The organism is Kineococcus rugosus (genome assembly GCF_050871975.1).
Taxonomy (GTDB): Bacteria; Actinomycetota; Actinomycetes; order Actinomycetales; family Kineococcaceae; genus Kineococcus.
The window spans coordinates 40,594-55,880 of sequence record NZ_JBJLSJ010000009.1; the positions used below are offsets into that span (position 1 = coordinate 40,594).

General features: G+C 73.4%; 13 protein-coding genes and 1 pseudogene. 5 read left to right on the forward strand and 9 right to left on the reverse strand.

Annotated features, from left to right (window positions below; genetic code table 11):
- Positions 1-83: 83 nt before the first annotated feature.
- From ACRYM6_RS06765 to ACRYM6_RS06785, 5 genes and pseudogenes are all read right to left on the reverse strand, one after another.
- A complete protein-coding gene (locus tag ACRYM6_RS06765; protein ID WP_432542003.1) occupies positions 84-929 on the reverse strand; it encodes a class II fructose-bisphosphate aldolase in 846 nt (281 codons plus the stop codon).
- Between the two features lie 158 nt (positions 930-1,087).
- Positions 1,088-1,483 (reverse strand): annotated as a pseudogene (locus ACRYM6_RS06770) (PfkB family carbohydrate kinase); the annotation flags it as partial.
- 70 nt (positions 1,484-1,553) lie between these two features.
- A complete protein-coding gene (locus ACRYM6_RS06775) occupies positions 1,554-2,681 on the reverse strand; it encodes an N-acetylglucosamine-6-phosphate deacetylase (RefSeq protein ID WP_432542004.1) in 1,128 nt (375 codons plus the stop codon).
- A complete protein-coding gene (locus ACRYM6_RS06780; RefSeq protein WP_432542005.1) occupies positions 2,678-3,574 on the reverse strand; it encodes an ROK family protein in 897 nt (298 codons plus the stop codon). Before ACRYM6_RS06780 ends, ACRYM6_RS06775 begins: the two co-directional genes overlap by 4 nt.
- Positions 3,571-4,464 (reverse strand): SIS domain-containing protein, encoded by an 894-nt coding sequence (locus tag ACRYM6_RS06785; protein ID WP_432542006.1) that lies wholly within the window; start codon positions 4,462-4,464, stop codon positions 3,571-3,573. The genes ACRYM6_RS06780 and ACRYM6_RS06785 overlap by 4 nt, the downstream gene beginning before the upstream one ends.
- A 149-nt stretch (positions 4,465-4,613) precedes the next feature.
- On the opposite strand from ACRYM6_RS06785, the gene ACRYM6_RS06790 reads away from it, so the two are divergent.
- The 5 genes from ACRYM6_RS06790 (at position 4,614) to ACRYM6_RS06810 (ending at position 9,840) form a co-directional block, all read left to right on the forward strand.
- Complete coding sequence (locus ACRYM6_RS06790) at positions 4,614-5,399, forward strand: DeoR/GlpR family DNA-binding transcription regulator (protein WP_432542007.1); 786 nt, start codon at positions 4,614-4,616, stop codon at positions 5,397-5,399.
- Positions 5,400-5,561: 162 nt separating this feature from the next.
- Complete coding sequence (locus ACRYM6_RS06795; RefSeq protein ID WP_432542008.1) at positions 5,562-6,752, forward strand: Gfo/Idh/MocA family protein; 1,191 nt, start codon at positions 5,562-5,564, stop codon at positions 6,750-6,752.
- Positions 6,749-8,059, forward strand: a complete 1,311-nt coding sequence (locus ACRYM6_RS06800) for an ABC transporter substrate-binding protein (RefSeq protein ID WP_432542009.1) — start codon at positions 6,749-6,751, stop codon at positions 8,057-8,059. The genes ACRYM6_RS06795 and ACRYM6_RS06800 overlap by 4 nt, the downstream gene beginning before the upstream one ends.
- Positions 8,052-8,960 carry a carbohydrate ABC transporter permease gene (locus ACRYM6_RS06805; RefSeq protein ID WP_432542010.1) on the forward strand — a complete coding sequence of 303 codons (909 nt, stop codon included), beginning with the start codon at positions 8,052-8,054 and terminating at the stop codon, positions 8,958-8,960. Before ACRYM6_RS06800 ends, ACRYM6_RS06805 begins: the two co-directional genes overlap by 8 nt.
- Complete coding sequence (locus ACRYM6_RS06810) at positions 8,950-9,840, forward strand: carbohydrate ABC transporter permease (RefSeq protein ID WP_432542011.1); 891 nt, start codon at positions 8,950-8,952, stop codon at positions 9,838-9,840. The genes ACRYM6_RS06805 and ACRYM6_RS06810 overlap by 11 nt, the downstream gene beginning before the upstream one ends.
- Positions 9,841-10,419: 579 nt before the next feature.
- On the opposite strand, the gene ACRYM6_RS06815 is transcribed toward ACRYM6_RS06810, so the two are convergent.
- From ACRYM6_RS06815 to ACRYM6_RS06830, 4 genes are all read right to left on the reverse strand, one after another.
- A complete protein-coding gene (locus ACRYM6_RS06815; RefSeq protein ID WP_432542012.1) occupies positions 10,420-12,036 on the reverse strand; it encodes a CocE/NonD family hydrolase in 1,617 nt (538 codons plus the stop codon).
- A 36-nt stretch (positions 12,037-12,072) separates the two neighbouring features.
- Positions 12,073-12,378, reverse strand: coding sequence for an AtuA-related protein (locus ACRYM6_RS06820; protein ID WP_432542013.1), 306 nt, complete (start codon positions 12,376-12,378; stop codon positions 12,073-12,075).
- Positions 12,365-13,687: an acyclic terpene utilization AtuA family protein gene (locus ACRYM6_RS06825; protein ID WP_432542014.1), complete on the reverse strand. Its 1,323-nt coding sequence runs from the start codon at positions 13,685-13,687 to the stop codon at positions 12,365-12,367. Before ACRYM6_RS06825 ends, ACRYM6_RS06820 begins: the two co-directional genes overlap by 14 nt.
- Before the next feature lie 70 nt (positions 13,688-13,757).
- Positions 13,758-15,179, reverse strand: a complete 1,422-nt coding sequence (locus tag ACRYM6_RS06830; protein ID WP_432542015.1) for a CitMHS family transporter — start codon at positions 15,177-15,179, stop codon at positions 13,758-13,760.
- Between the last annotated feature and the right edge of the window lie 108 nt (positions 15,180-15,287).

Below are 15,287 nucleotides of genomic sequence, written 5' to 3' on the forward strand. Positions count from 1 at the left end.
GGCGGCCGGAGGTCGGTCGGCCCTCGGCGCCTCCCGCAGGACCTCGGGGTCGGGGTCGGCGCCGGGGTCGGTGTCCGCGCCGTTCACGCCTCGTCCAGCAGGCGCAGCAGCCGCTGCACCTCCCGGGCCACCACCGCACGGGCGGGTGCGACGTACTCGCGGGGATCGACGAGCGCGGGGTCGGCGTCGAGCACCTCGCGCACGACCCGGGTGAACAGGCCGTTGAGGTGGTTCGAGATGTTCACCTTGGTCATGCCCGCCCGCACGGCCGCCGACAACTGGTCGTCGTCGACGCCCGAGGAGCCGTGCAGGACGAGGGGGACGGGGACCACCGCCGCGAGCGCGGCCACCAGCTCCAGGTCGAGGGTGGCGACCCGCTCGGTCATGGCGTGCGAGCTGCCGACAGCCACGGCCAGGCTGTCGACCCCGGTGGCCGTCACGAACGACGCGGCCTGGGCGGGGTCGGTGCGCGCTCCGGGAGCGTGCACACCGTCCTTGCCGCCGACCTCCCCGAGCTCCGCTTCGACGGGGACGCCGTGCGCGTGGCAGTGCTGGACGACGTCGCGGGTGACGCGGACGTTGTCCTCGTAGGGCAGGTGGGAACCGTCGAACATGACGCTGTCCACCCCGAGGGCCACCGCCCGGTGGACGAGGTCGACGTCGTCGGCGTGGTCGAGGTGGACGATCGCCGGCACCGGGGACCGCCGGGCGAGGGCGAGAGTCGCAGCCGTCAGCGGTTCCAGCGCGCCGTGGTAGGCGATGCAGTTCTGGCTGATCTGCAGGACGACCGGGACGCCGGCCCGCTCGGCGCCGTCGACGATGGCCTCCGCGTGCTCGAGCAGGACGACGTTGAAGGCGCCGATGCCGCTGCGTCCGCTGCGGGCGTGCTCCAGGGCAGCGACGACGGGGGAGTCGAGGAGGGTCGACACGGGGGCTCCGTTCTCAGCCGGGGAAGGGGTCGGGCGGGGTGGGTGTCGTCGCCGCGTGCGGGGACGAGGAGAGACGCGGGGCTGCGGGAAGGCCGGGGAGGCGTGCGTCGAGGGCGGCGAGGTCGTTCGGCTCGACCTCTCCCGCCGAGCAGGCTCGCTCAGCGCAGCACCACGGGCAGCGGTGCCCCGCCCCGCGGGCCCCCGCGTGTCGACCCGCGCCGATGAGCTCGGTGACGTGCGCGGGGGTGGCGCCGGGGGGGCGGTGATCCCGAGACGACGAGGACGCCGCCGTCCTCGCAGCTCTGCGCCACCCGCTCGTGCAGCTGCGCCCACGCCTGGCGGGAGAGGTGCGGTCCGGCTTCAGCGAGCACGGTGGGGTGCTCGTCGTCGACGAGTATGACGGTGCTGCGGGTCTCCTCGGCGATCTCGACGATGTGGGCGGGGATGCCCTCCGCGGCCAGCACCTGGGTGATCCAGCGTCCCGCAGCCCCGCCCAGGGGGTGCACGGCGACGACGTCGGTCCCGAGCGTGCGCAGGACCCGGGCGACGTTGAGGCCTTTGCCCCCATCCGCTGCCGCGGCACCTGGTAGGTGGTGTCGACGGCGGGGTCGGGCGTCACCACCGTCACCCGAGCCATGAACCCCTCCGGGCGGTGCGGCCGAGCGTCGCCTCCCCGGCGCCCCCGGAGAGGCGGAACTCCACGAGGTCGGCGGGTTCCCCGGCCTGCAGGTGGGGGACGGGCAGTCCGAGCGTGCGCGCCGCGACGGTGCTGGTGAGGCTCACGACGTCGGGCACCGGGGTTCCCCGGCGCAGCAGGCGGAGCGCGGCGAGAGCCAGCGGTGTGGTGCTCCCGGCCAGTGAGGAGCCGTCGGCCAGTTCGGCGACGCCGTCGCGGACCCGGACGGCGGACCCGGCGAGCACGTGGTCGCCGTCGCCGAGGCCGGTGGCGGCCATGGCGTCGGAGACGAGGCAGGCCCGGCCGCGGGTGCTGCCCAGCGCGAGGTCGAGGACGGTGTCGTGCAGGTGGTGGCCGTCGGCGATGAGTTCCACGCTGACCCGCTGGTCGTCGAGAGCGACCCCCACGGGTCCGGGACGGCGGTGGTGCAGCGGCGGCATGCCGTTGAAGAGGTGGGTGGCGACCCGGGCGCCGGCGTCCAGGCACCGCCGCACGGTGTCGGTGTCGGCGCCGGTGTGACCGATCGCCACGACCACGCCGGCGTCGACGAGGTGGGCGACCACGTCGGGGGCTCCGGGAAGTTCCGGGGCCAGCGTCACCATCCGCACGGTTCCGGAACCGGCGCTGAGCAGCGCTTCGGCATCGCGGCGGCGCGGGTGGCGGAGCAGCGCGGGGTGGTGGGCTCCGCGCTGCGCGGGTGCCAGCCAGGGTCCTTCGAGGTGGAGGCCCGCCAGGTCGCCCGCGGCGACCACCGGTGCGAGTTCGGCCAGGCGCCGCAGGGTGTCGTTCAGCGGGGCCGTGGCCAGGGAGGCCAGCAGCGTGGTGCTCCCCGCGCGGTGGTGGTGCTGCAGGGCGGGTCCGGGGTCCGTGCCCGGCGTCGCGAAGTCCACTCCGACCGCTCCATGCACGTGGGGATCGAGGCAGCCGGGGATCACCGTGTCGAGGACGAGGTCCGCGGGGCGGGGGGCCTCCCCGCGGCCACGCTCGAGAACGCGCGGGCCGTCGACGTGCAGCCACCCGGGTCCGTCGAACCCGTCACCGCACACCAGGCGGCGCGCGGCGACCAGGCAGCTCACGAGGTACCGGCCGCGACGTGGTCCGCGGCGAGCATCGCAGCGCCCCGGGCGGCCGCGGTGTCGCCGTGCAGGGCGGGGACGAGGCGCGGTCGGCGCAGACCGGGGACGCGGGCCGCCAGGGCCTGGCGCAGCGGGACCAGCAGCAGGTCGCCGGACAGGGCCAGCCCACCGCCGAGCACGAGGGTGCTCGGCGCCGCGGTGGCGACGAGGCCGGCGAGGGCCTGGGCGAGCACGTCGACGGTCTCCCGCCACACCCGCTGGGCGGCTGCGTCACCGGCGGCCGCGGCGGCGGCCGTCTCACGGGCTCCGGCGCGTCCGGCTCGCCGGGCGGTGGCGGAGGCGGAGGCGACCTCCTCGACGCGCAGACCCTGGAAGGGGCCGTCGGCGAGGACGAGTTGGCCGATCTCACCGGCCCAGCCGCCGGCGAGGAGGGGAGCGCCGTCGATGAGGACGGCGGCGGAGATGCCGGTGCCGATGGCGACGAACGCCACGACTCCCGCGGCGTCGCGCGCCGCGCCGGTCCTGGCTTCGGCCACGGCGCCGGCGCGCACGTCGTGGCTCAGCACCACGGCGGGGCCGAGCGCTCCGCGCAGCAGCGGGCCCATCGGCAGGTCGCGCCAGGCGAGGTTGACCGCGTGGACCGCCGTGCCGCGGGCCTCGTCGACGATGCCGGGCAGGGCGACTCCCAGCGGCTGCCCCGCCTGGTGGCCCAGGCGGGCGGCGACGTCGGCGACGGCGGCGACCACTCCGGTTCCCGTGGGGTCGGGGACGGGGGTGGAGGTGCGGTGCTCGTGCAGCACCGTGCCGTCACCGGCCAGGCGCAGACCCTTGATGGTCGTGCCGCCGACGTCGATCCCGAAGCCCCCTCCGGGGGAGAGGACCGCGGAACTCACGCGAGGATGACCGAGCGGGTCAGCGACCGGGGACGGTCGGGGTCGAGCCCGCGGCGGGTGGCCATCGCCACGGCGAAGCGCTGGGCGACGACGAGGGCGGCTTGCGGGTCGAGGTCGTGCTGCACGGAACGGGCGCCGGTGGCGGCGACGTCGTCGTCGAGACCGGCGGGCGCGACTCCGAAGGACCACACCAGGCGGCCCGGTTCGGCGATGGCGATGGGGCCGTGGCGGTAGTCCATCGCGGGGTAGGCCTCGGCCCAGAACTGCGCCGCTTCGCGGGTCTTCAGCGCCGCCTCGTGGGCCAGGCCCACGGTCCAGCCGCGGCCGAGGAAGGTGCACTGCTCAGCGGAGAGCAGGTCGCCGAGGTCGACGTCCAGCGCGGCGACGCCGTCGGCGACCAGCGCGTCGACGTCGAGCAGGGCGGGGTCGGTGAGGGCGAGCCCGGCGCGCAGCAGGGTCAGGGCGGTGGTGGCGAAGCGGGTCTGGACGACCGACTCCTCCTCGGCGAAGGGCAGGCCGACGACGGCGGTGGCGACCTGGGCCGCGGGGCTGTCGACGACCGCGGTCACCAGCGTGGCGGGGGTCCGGAGGGCGGCGAGCAGGTCGATGACCTCGGTGGTGGTGCCGGAGCGGGAGATGGCGACGACGCGGTCGTAGTCGCGGCCGGGAGGGAACTCGGAACCGGCGAAGGCGTCGGTGAGGCCCTGGCCGGCCTGCTCGCGCAGGACGGCGTAGCTCATGGCGATGAACCAGCTGGTGCCGCAGCCGACGACGGCGACGCGTTCGCCGGGGCGGGGGAGGGAGTCGGCGGCAGTGGTGGCCAGGGCGGCGGCGCGCCGCCAGACGTCCGGCTGGGAGGCGATCTCGGCGTCGACGAACGTGGAGGGCATCGGTCTCTTCCCGCTGGCGGCCCGCTACCGCGCTGAGTGCGCGAGTGCCTGACCGTTCTTGAGTGATACATCCTCAATCTGAGCAGGATTGAGCAGCGACGTCAATGCCCGGCGTGCGATGCTGGTCCCCCAGCGAAGGAGGCCCGGACGTGACCGCCCAGCAACGCCTCAACCAGGTGCTCGAGCTCGTCATCGAGCGCGGCAACGTCGCCATCGCCGAGGTCTCCCAGGTCCTGGGCGTCTCCACCGCCACCGCGCGCCGGGACCTGAACCTGCTCGCCGAGCAGCGCCTGGTGACCCGCACCCACGGCGGCGCGGCGGTGCTCGGCACGGGCTACGAACTGCCGCTGCAGTACAAGATCGTCCGCCAGGCCGACGCCAAGCAGGCCATCGCCCGCGCCGTGGCCGACCTCGTGGCGCCCGGCGACTCGGTGGGCCTCAACGGCGGGACGACGACGACGGAGGTCGCCCGTACGCTGGGATCCAGCGAACGGCTCGGATCCACGGGTGCCGCAGCGGGTGTCACCATCGTGACGAACGCTCTGAACATCGCCTACGAGCTGTCGGTGCGCGAACACGTGAAGATCGTCGTGACCGGTGGAGTGCCGCGCAGCCAGTCCTACGAACTCGTCGGCCCTCTCGTCGGATCGTCCCTGCGCGACTTCAGTCTCGACCTCGCCGTCCTCGGGGTCGACGGTCTCACCGCCCGCTTCGGGGCGACGACGGTGCACGAAGGGGAAGCCGAGGCGAGCCGGCAGATCGCCGCGGTGGCCGGTCGGGTCGTCGTGGCCACCGACGCGACGAAGCTCGGGCGCACGACCTTCGCCCGGATCTGCCCCCTGGAACGCATCGACGTCCTGGTGACCGACGTCGCCCCCGCCCCGGAACTCGCCGCGGAGCTCGCCGCTGCCGGTGTCGACGTCGTCGTCGCCTGACCCGACCGACCGTCCCCCGCCACACCCCGCCGTGGCGGCTTCCGTTGTTGCGAGCGTGTTTCGTCGGCGGCAACCCCTAGGCGAACCCTGACGAGGCAGCTACTGTCACTTCATGCTTTTTTGGCAGCCACAAGTGACAAGTTCGCTCAACGGCGAGAATCGATGATCACGTCGGACCTCCGCGTCGCGGTGATCGGGACCGGGGCCCGTTCGGTCATCGGGCTGCACGTCCCGACCGCACGCCCGGGTGCCCGCGTGAGCGCGGTCGCCGACACCGCTCCCGAGGGGCGGGCGCACGCCGCTGACGTCTTCCCCGGCGCCACGGTCCACCCCGGTCACCGCGCGCTGATCGCCGCCGGCGGGGTGGATGCCGCCATCGTCACCACCCCGGACCACACCCACGCCGACATCGCCGTCGACCTCCTGCGCGCCGGGATCGCGGTCTACCTCGAGAAGCCCCTGGCCACGACCCTGCCCGACGCCGACCGCGTCCTGCTCACCGCGGCCGAGACCGGCACCCCCCTCTACGTCGGGCACAACTTCCGCCACGCCGCCGTCGTCCGGACCATGCGCGGGATCATCGAGCGCGGGGAGATCGGCGAGGTCAAGTCGATCTGGGTCCGCCACTTCGTCGGGCACGGGGGGGACTACTACTTCAAGGACTGGCACGCCGACCGCCGCCGGACGGGCTCGCTGCTGCTGCAGAAGGGCAGCCACGACATCGACGTCATCCACCACCTCGCCGGCGGCTACGCGCGCCGCGTCGTCGGGATGGGCGACCTCGTGGTGTACGGCGCCGTCAGCGACCGCCGCGACCGCAGCGGTGAGAGCATGCCGGACTGGTTCTCCATGGACAACTGGCCCCCGGCCGCTCAGACCGGCTTGAACCCCGTCGTCGACGTCGAGGACGTGTCGATGCTGCTGATGACCCTCGACAACGGCGTGCAGGCCAGCTACCAGCAGTGCCACTTCACCCCCGACTACTGGCGCAACTACACCGTCATCGGCACCGAGGGACGGCTGGAGAACTTCGGCGACACCGCCGGTGGGGCCGTGAAGGTGTGGAACCGCCGCCACGAGTACGCCGCCACGGGCGACCGTGAGTACCCCGTCGACGGTGTCGTGAGCGGGCACGAGGACGCCGACGTCGCCACCATGATCGAATTCCTCGCCCACGTGGCCGACGGCGCGTCAACCCTCGTCTCCCCGGTCGCGGCCCGCGAAGCGGTGGCCGTCGGCGCCCTGGCCACGGACTCGCTGCGATCGGGATCCGTGCCCCGCACCGTTCCCGATCTGCCTCCCCACGTCGTCCAGCACTTCTCCCGGCTCGCTACCGAAAGGGTTCCCCGATGAGCACCCCCACCTTCAGCCCCACCCGACGCACCACCCTGGCCGGCGCGGCGACCGGTCTCGGTGCCCTGTTCACGGCGGCCGCCTGCGGCGGTGATGGCCAGGAGGCCCCGGGCAGCGCCGAGTACTCGGCTCCCGCGACCGACCTGAGCGCGAAGATCACCTACGGGCTCTGGGACAAGAACCAGGTCGCGGGCCTGCAGGCGAACATCGACGCCTTCAACCAGAAGTACCCCAACGTCGAGGTGGCCCTCAACGTCACCCCGTACTCGGAGTACTGGACGAAGCTGCAGACCCAGGCCAGCAGCGGCACCCTGCCGGACGTGTTCTGGATGAACGGCCCGAACTTCCAGCTCTACGCCACCAACGAGCAGATCGCCCCCATCACCGGCGCCGTCGACGCGGGCGACATCGACCCCGCGAACTACCCGGAGGCTCTCGTCGACCTCTACACCTTCGACGACGTGCGCTACGGGGTGCCCAAGGACTTCGACACCATCGGCGTCTGGTGCAACACCGCGCTCTTCCAGCGCGCCGGTGTCGAGCTCCCCACCGCTGAGTGGACCTGGGCCGAGTTCCAGGACACCGCCGTCCGCATCTCCCAGGCGCTGGCCGCCGACGGCATCTTCGGCGCGGCCGGCGGCATGGACGGGCAGACGACGTACTACAACACCATCTTCGAGGCCGGCGGGGAGGTCGTCGAGGGGGGTGAGTCCGGCTACGCGAGCACGGAGAGCCAGGAGGGGCTGACGTTCTGGACCGACCTCATCGCCCGCGGCGGTTCCCCCAGCATCCAGCAGCTCACCGACACCACCGCGGACCAGTGGTTCACCTCCGGGAAGCTCGCGATGTACTGGGGAGGCAGCTGGTTCCGCTCCGCGCTCACCGACACCGACCTCGCGACCGGTGTGCAGGTCCTGCCCCTGCCCATGGGCGTGCAGCAGGTCACCGTCATCCACGGGGTCGCCAACGTCGTCGCCGCGTCGTCGAAGAACCAGCAAGCCGCCCAGGCCCTGCAGGTGTACCTCGCCGGCGAGGAGGCCCAGCGTCAGCTGGGCGCGGCCGGTGCGGTCATCCCCGCCTTCACCGGGACCCAGGACGCCTTCGCCGCCTCCATGCCCGGGGCCGACCTGCAGCTGTTCCTCGACGCGGTGGACTACTCCAAGCCGCTGCCGGTCAGCGCCAACACCGCGGCGTGGAACGCGCTGGAGACCGAGCTCCTGCCCGACGCGTTCTCCGGGGCACGCCCCGTCGGCGAGGTGGCGACCGAACTGGCCGCGAAGATGGACGAGGTCCTCGCCGATGAGTGAGGCGCTGGCCTCCCGCCCGTCCCGGCGGATCCGGCGGGACGGGTGGTGGCCGTGGCTCTTCGTCGCTCCGCTGACGCTGGGCATCGCGGTGTTCTACCTGTGGCCCATCGCCCAGACGGCGTGGTACTCCCTGACCACGTTCGGCGTCTTCGGCGGCGCGACGTTCTCCGGCGTGGACAACTACCGCGAACTGCTGACCGACCCGACGCTGTACCGGTCCCTGGGGAACACCCTGCTCTACACCGCGATCGTCCTGCTGAACATCCCGATCGCGGTGTACCTGGCGAGCCTGCTCAACCTCCCCGGCCTGCGGTTCGCCTCGCTCTACCGGGTGCTGTACTTCCTGCCCTACGTCGCCATGCCGACCGCGGTGGCCATGGTCTGGCGCATCATCTTCAACGGTGACTTCGGCATCCTCAACCACGTCCTCGGTCTCGTCGGCATCGACGGGCCGTACTGGATCAGCACCCCGGGCGCGGCGATCGTCGCCGTCGCCGTCGTCGGGCTGTGGTCCTCGCTGGGTTTCTCCCTCATCGTCCTGTCCGCGGGACTGAAGAACGTTCCGCCGGAGTTGTACGAGGCGGCGGAACTGGACGGGGCCAGCCGGTGGCGGCAGTTCCGCTCGGTCACGGTCCCGCTGCTGACCCCCAGCATCTCCTTCCTCGCCGTCGTCACCGTCATCGCCGGGTTCCAGCTCTTCGACCTGCTCTACGCCATCCTGGGCACGACCAACCCGGCGCTGCCGCGCAGCATGTCGCTGGTCTACTACTTCTACCGCGCCGGCTTCGTCGACAACGAGAAGGGTCTCGCGGCCGCGACCGCCATGGTGATCCTCGTCCTGGTGGCCCTGGCCACCCTCGCGCAGTTCCGGCTCCAGAAGCGGTGGGTCCATGGTGGTTGAACAGTTGACGCGTCCCCCGCGCAGCCCGGCGGGGGAACGCCGGACCCGTGCGCGAGCCCAGCGTCGTCGTCACGGGTCCCACGCGGTGGCCCACCTCGTGCTGGGCCTGGGGGCTCTCGCGATGGCCTTCCCGTTCCTGTGGCAGATCGTCATGTCGCTGTCCACCAACGCCGAGGTGCAGAGCGTCACCCCGACGTTCTGGCCGGAATCCCTGCAGTGGGGGAACTACGCGACGGTGTTCGAGCGGCTGCCCTTCCTCCAGCAGTTCCGGACCTCGGTCGTCATCACGGTCGTGCGGGTCCTGGCGCAGATCCTCTTCTGCACCCTCGCCGGGTACGCCTTCGCCCGCATGCGCTTCCGCGGACGGAACCTGCTGCTCGCCGCAGTGCTGTCCATCCTCATGGTGCCCTCGCAGGTCTACCTGCTCTCGCAGTACCAGATCATCACCGACCTCGGCCTGCTCGACAGCCTCGGTGGCCTGGTGCTGCCCGGGTTGTTCAGCGCCTTCGGCACCTTCCTGATGCGCACGGCGTTCCTCGGGCTGCCCGACGAGCTGGAGGAGGCGGCCCGTCTCGACGGGGCGAACCCCTGGCAGGTCTTCTGGCGGGTCATGCTCCCGCTGAGTCGGCCGACGATCAGCGTCCTGGCCATCACGTCGACGCTGTGGTCCTGGAACGAACTGCTGTGGCCGCTGGTCGTGTCCACCTACAGCGAACGCATGCCCCTGTCGGCGGGCCTGGCGACCCTGATCAGCGACCGCACGACCGATTACCCCGTCGTCATGGCCGCCAGCCTGATGGCGATGGCGCCCGTGCTGGTGCTGTTCGTGGTCCTGCAACGACGGGTCATCGACGGTCTGGCCAGCTCCGGCTTGAAGTAGCCGGACGCCGCAGTGGGCGAACCGAGGACCGAGCACGGGCGACCGACGACCCCTCTCACGGTGACGTGCGGGCACGCTGGGGCCACCGCGGCCTGGAGCGCACGGCCGAGGACGGGACCCCGGGCTGTTGCGGGAGCTGACACTCCCACGGGGTGCGGCAGCCGCCGCGCGGCCTCACCCACCACGGCGGCACCGCCACCCCGGGCGCCCGGCTCGCGACGGCCGGGCCGTCCCGGCTGGTGTCGTCCACGTTCTGATCACCGGTCGCACCTGGGCGCAGGTCCCCGCCGACCCGCTCGGACGGTCCTCGGAGGGGTAGCTGCCATCCGCCCCCCCGTTCGGCGTCCTCGCGACAGGTCAGGGCCTGGATCGCAGGACTCAGGGGTACGCCTCTCACGTGGACTCCGCCTGCGTGCCCGTCGCGGTGACCCGCAGGGCGAGGGGCGCCCGCAGGTGGGGTGCGTCCGACGCTGGTCTCGAGGTGGCGCGGGCTCGCGGTGGCGGTGCCGGAGGCGGCACTCGTGCGGGGTGGCGCCGCGCGGAGGGGCACGGGCGACGAGTGGGGAGGGTCCCGGTGCCTCAGCCGGCCGGGGTGTCCAGCAGGGGCAGGGCAGCGGTCGAGCCCCCGGCACCCACGCGCACCGACACCGTGCCGGCGGGGGCGTCGGCGCCCATGTCGGGCCAGTCGCCGCTGGTGACGGCCAGGCGCAGGGAGTGCCCGGCGGGGAAGCGGTAGTGGGTCGGCCACACGTCCACGCCCAGCTCGTAGGTGCGCCCGGGCTCCACGGGTACCTCCGCGGTGTGGCCCTGACGGTGGCTGGCCTTCAGCCACCCGGCGGAGACGCGTGTCACCGTCCCGTCGGGAGCCACGTCGTGCAGACGCACCGCGATGTTGCCGTCGGAGGCGGAGAACGCCGCCTGCAGGGCGACGTGCACCGACCCGGCCAGCACCAGGTCCTCCTCCAACGGGTCGGTGGTCCACGTCAGGCGCGTGGCGTCCGCGGCCGCCTCGTCCGGGTTCTGCCCGTCCGAGGGGTTCACCGGGTACGTCGACGTCCCCGGGCGCCCGCCGGCGGTGGCCAGGCGCCCGTCGCGGGTGAAGCGCACCTGCTGGCTGCGCACCCCCGGCGCGGGCCAGGTCGCGAACTGCGTCCAGCCGGTGCCGGCTCCGGGGCGGGGGCCCTCGTAGGAGGTGATGCGGGCGGCGGGCAGCGGGGCGCCGGGCAGGTCCTTGAGCCAGTGGTCGAACCAGGCCAGGTAGGCGCCGGTGGACAGCCCGTCGGTCCGCGCGTGCTCCCAGGGACCGGAGACCATCCACACGTTCTGCGGGCGCGCCACCAGGTTCTCGACCATGCCGTCGCGGTAGCGGTCGTACCAGCCGTTGACCTGCAGCACGGGCACGTCCAGGCGGTCCCAGTCCGCCTTCACGCTCCGCTCGCGCCAGTAGTCGTCGTACAGGGGGTGCTGGCGGTAGGTCACCAGCGTCTCCGGTGCGGTGGACGCCTGCCAGGCGTTGATGCGGGGGGTCTCCACGCCGCCGTGGTAGACGGTGTTCTCGTACCAGTCGGAGATGCCGTTGACGGGCACGACGGTCGTCAGGTGCTCGGGCTGCTGCGTGGCGGTCAGCAGCGCGATGTGGGCGCCGTAGCTGGTGCCGAACTGCCCCACCTCGCCGGTGGAGTACTCCCGCGTTCCCAGCCAGTCGACGACGTCGGCGTTGTCGCGCTGCTCCTGCGCGCTGAAGGGGTCCAGCGAGCCCGGTGAGTCCCCCGAGCCCCTGGGGTCGCAGTTGAGCACGACGTAGCCGCGGGTGACCAGCCAGTCCGGCCCGCTGGCGCGACCGTAGGCGGTGTAGTCGTTGACGATGCCGGGGAAGCGCCCCGGTGCGGGGGAGCCGTCGGCGCCGGCGGGCCGGGAGACGTCGCAGACCACGAAGGCCCCGTCGCGCAGCGGGACGCGCACGGCTTCCTCGACAGCGACGCCGTGCTCGGCGGGCCGGTCGTAGGAGAAGAACGGGTCGCCGGTGACCGCCGGGTCCAGGTCGGGTGCGGTGGGCTGCTCGGCCGCCACCGGCGCGGCACCGGTGACCGTGCCGGCCAGGACGGTGGCCGCGACCACCAGCGCGAGGGTGCGGGGCCGTCGTCCGGGCCGGGCCGCCCGGGGCGCCGGTCCGGTGTCCACGTCGTCGTGTTGCACGGGTCCTCCTCGTGATCGGTCGGGTCGGTGGCGTCCTCAGTCGTCCAGCCGGCAGGCCAGCAGGCGGGAACTGAGGGACTTGCCGTGCGTGTCCAGCGCCAGGGAGGTGGTGACCCCGCCGTCGCCGACGTCGGTGCACACGAACTGCAGGCAGCTGACGAGCGGCAGTTCGTAGCGCGTGACCTCACCGGCGACCCAGGGGGCGAGGTGCTCGCGCACCCGTTGCGCCGTGAGCTTCTCCACGAGCAGGGAGTAGTGCTCGTCGTCGTGGGGCACCACGGACAGGGTGGCCACGGTGCCCTTGTCGCCGGCGCGGCAGTGGGCCAGGTCATGCAAGCGCACGGGTGGCCCCCAGGACGGTGACGGCGGGGCGCACGGCGGCGCGCGGCACCGTGGTGGACACCGCCCCGATCAGCTCGGCGGTGTGCACGCGCACACCGCCCCCACCGGCGGGGCCGTTGGTGTACAGCGACTCCACCTCCCACGCCAGTGCGTCCAGCAGGTCCGGGTGGGCGTGGCGGGCGGCGACGCGCACCCGGCACTCGGCGTCGCCGGCGGCGTCGGCCAGACCCAGGACCTCGATGCGCGGGCGCAGCGGCAGGGCGCGCACTCGCCGGGCCAGGACGTCGGCGGCGAGCCGGGCCCGGGCCAGGGCGTTGGGGCCGGCGTAGGAGATCTCCGCCTCGGTGCGGTGCCCGGCGCGGTACCCGACGGTGACCTTCAAGCGGTCCGGGCGGGGCCGGCCGCGCGCGCCGTCCACCCGCACGCGGTCGGCGCCCACGTGCCGCACCCGCACCCCGCGCAGGTCCAGCACGACGTCGGGGGTGAGGTACCCGGTGGGGTCGGTCACCTCGTACAGCAGTTGCTCGCGCACGGTGTGCCGGTCCAGGCGCCCACCGGTGCCGGGCAGCTTGGCGTACTCGGCGCTGCCGTCGCGGCCGACGTCGGCGAAGGGGAAACCCAGTTCGGCCAGGCGCGGCACGTCCGTGGAGCCGGGGTCGGCGAAGTACCCACCGGTCAGCTGCCCGGCGCACTCCAGCAGGTGCCCCACCAACGTGCCGGCGGCGACGACGTCCAGGCCGGTGCTGCTGCGGTCGTGCAGGTCCCAGCCGAATCGGTGCGCCAGCGGGGCCAGGAACAGGGCCGGGTCGGCCACACGACCGGTGATGACGACGGCCGGGTCGTGCTCCAGGGCGGGCAGCACGGCGTCGGCGCCCAGGTAGGCGTTGGCCGAGACCACCTCGCCGTGCGCGCGCAACGGCACCCCGTCCTCGCTCGCCGGGGCGTCCAGGTCGATGGCGGTGAGCACGTCGTCACCGGTGACCACGGCCACCGGTGCGCTGGAGCCTGCCCGGTCGAGCAGGTCGCGCACCAGCACCCCGGCGGCGGCGGGGTTCGCCGCACCCATGTTGGTGACGATGCGCACCCCGGCGCGCAGCGCGGCAGGGAGCAGGGCGCCCAGCCGGGCGCTCAAGCGCGGGTCGTAACCGGTGGCCGGATCGGCCAGACGTCGTTGCTGGCCCAGCGCAGTGGTGCGTTCGGCCAGGCACTCCAGGACCAGGTCGTCGAGCCCTGCGCGCTCGGCCAGGTCCACGGCCGGTTCCACCCTGTCCCCGGAGAACCCCGCCCCGCTGCCGATCCGCACCCTCACCGGACACCCTCCCCGTGTTCCACGTCCCCGTGGTGAACCCCGTGTGCCGCGGCCGCTCCCGCTGCGCCCGTCACCAGCTCAGCGCCCCGGTCAGCAGGGCCACCGCGGTCATCACCAGCGTGGTGCCCAACGCCCAGCGGAACAGGAACCGCTGGTGCGCGCCGAGGTCGACGCCGGTCAACCCGATCAGGACGAACGTGGCGGCGGTCAGCGGGCTCAGCGGGAACCCGGTGGTCATCTGCCCCAGCACCGCCGCCCGCGCGATCTCCGCGGGGTCCCCGCCCAGCGCGGCGCTGGTCTCGGCCAGGACCGGCAGCACCCCGAAGTAGTAGGCGTCGGGGGTGAACACCAGGCTCAGCGGCATGCTGGTCACCGCCACGAGGACCGGCAGCAGGCCACCGGCGCTGCCGGGCACCACGCCGACGAGCGCGCGCGCCATGGCCTCGATCATCCCGGTGCCGCCGAGCACGCCGGTGAACACCCCCGCCGCGAAGATCATGGTGGTGACCATCACGACGTTGTGCCCGTGCTGCTGCAGCAGCTCCTGCTGCTGGCTCCAGCGAGGGCGGTTGACCAGCAGCGCCAGCACGAACGCGCTGATGAACACCACCGGCAGCTCGGCCAGCTGCAGCAGCAGCACCACGACCAGGACCAGGGTGAGCACGGTGTTGGCGACCAGGCGCCAGCGCTGTGCGCGCCCCGCCACCACCGGCGCGCTGACCGGCACCGTCTGCACCCGGCCTGCCACGGGCCCGGTGCCCACTGCGGTGCCCCCGGGGTTCAGCCCCTGCCCACCCGCGCCACCGGTCCCACCGGTGTCCCCGGGGCTCCGGGCTCCCGTGGACGCGGCGCCACCCGCGACGCCCGGGAGCTGCACGCCACCCAGGCGGCGGCGTTCGGAGCGGCCGATCAGCCAGGAGGCCAGCAGCACCCAGGCGATCCCGGCGGCCATCGCCGGCAGCAGCGGGGTGAACACCTGCCCGGAGGTCAGGTCCAGGGCGGCCATGGCCCGGGCCGTGGGCCCGCCCCAGGGGACCATGTTCATCACGCCCGCACCCAGGCCGACGATCCCGGCCAGGACCACCGGGCGCATCCCCAGGCGGCGGAAGACCGGCAGCATGGCCGTCACGGTGATCAGGAACGTGGAGGTGCCGTCACCGTCGAGGGCGACGAGCACGGTGAGCACGGCGGTGCCCACGCAGATGCGCACCGGGTCGCCGCCGGCGAAGCGCACCACGCGGCGCACGAGCGGGTCGAACAGGCCCGAGTCGATCATCAGGCAGAAGTACAGGACCGCGAAGGTGATCATGATGGCCACCGGCGCGACCGTCTCCAGCCCGCCGGTGATCAGCTCGGAGAGCCGGGTGCCCTGACCGGCCACGACCGCCGCGACGACGGGCACGATCGTCAGGGCCAGCAGCACCGACACGCGCCGCGAGAGCACAGCGGCCAGGAAGACGGCGACGGCGAGGAAACCTGTTGCGGCGAGCATCATCGACCTCCGGCACGGACCCAGCGCGCACGTCGGCGTGCGCCGGCCCCACCTTCCCGTCCTCCGGCCATGCACGTCCAACACCGGTTCCTCATCCACCCATGCGCT

What these genes read in the sequence shown, in the direction of transcription:
- ACRYM6_RS06785 (WP_432542006.1), bottom strand. Translation starts at nt 4,464, where the DNA reads ATGCCCTCCACGTTCGTCGACGCCGAGATCGCCTCCCAGCCGGACGTC.
- ACRYM6_RS06830 (WP_432542015.1), bottom strand. Translation starts at nt 15,179, where the DNA reads ATGCTCGCCGCAACAGGTTTCCTCGCCGTCGCCGTCTTCCTGGCCGCT.
- ACRYM6_RS06810 (WP_432542011.1), top strand. Translation starts at nt 8,950, where the DNA reads ATGGTGGTTGAACAGTTGACGCGTCCCCCGCGCAGCCCGGCGGGGGAA.
- ACRYM6_RS06805 (WP_432542010.1), top strand. Translation starts at nt 8,052, where the DNA reads ATGAGTGAGGCGCTGGCCTCCCGCCCGTCCCGGCGGATCCGGCGGGAC.
- ACRYM6_RS06800 (WP_432542009.1), top strand. Translation starts at nt 6,749, where the DNA reads ATGAGCACCCCCACCTTCAGCCCCACCCGACGCACCACCCTGGCCGGC.
- ACRYM6_RS06795 (WP_432542008.1), top strand. Translation starts at nt 5,562, where the DNA reads ATGATCACGTCGGACCTCCGCGTCGCGGTGATCGGGACCGGGGCCCGT.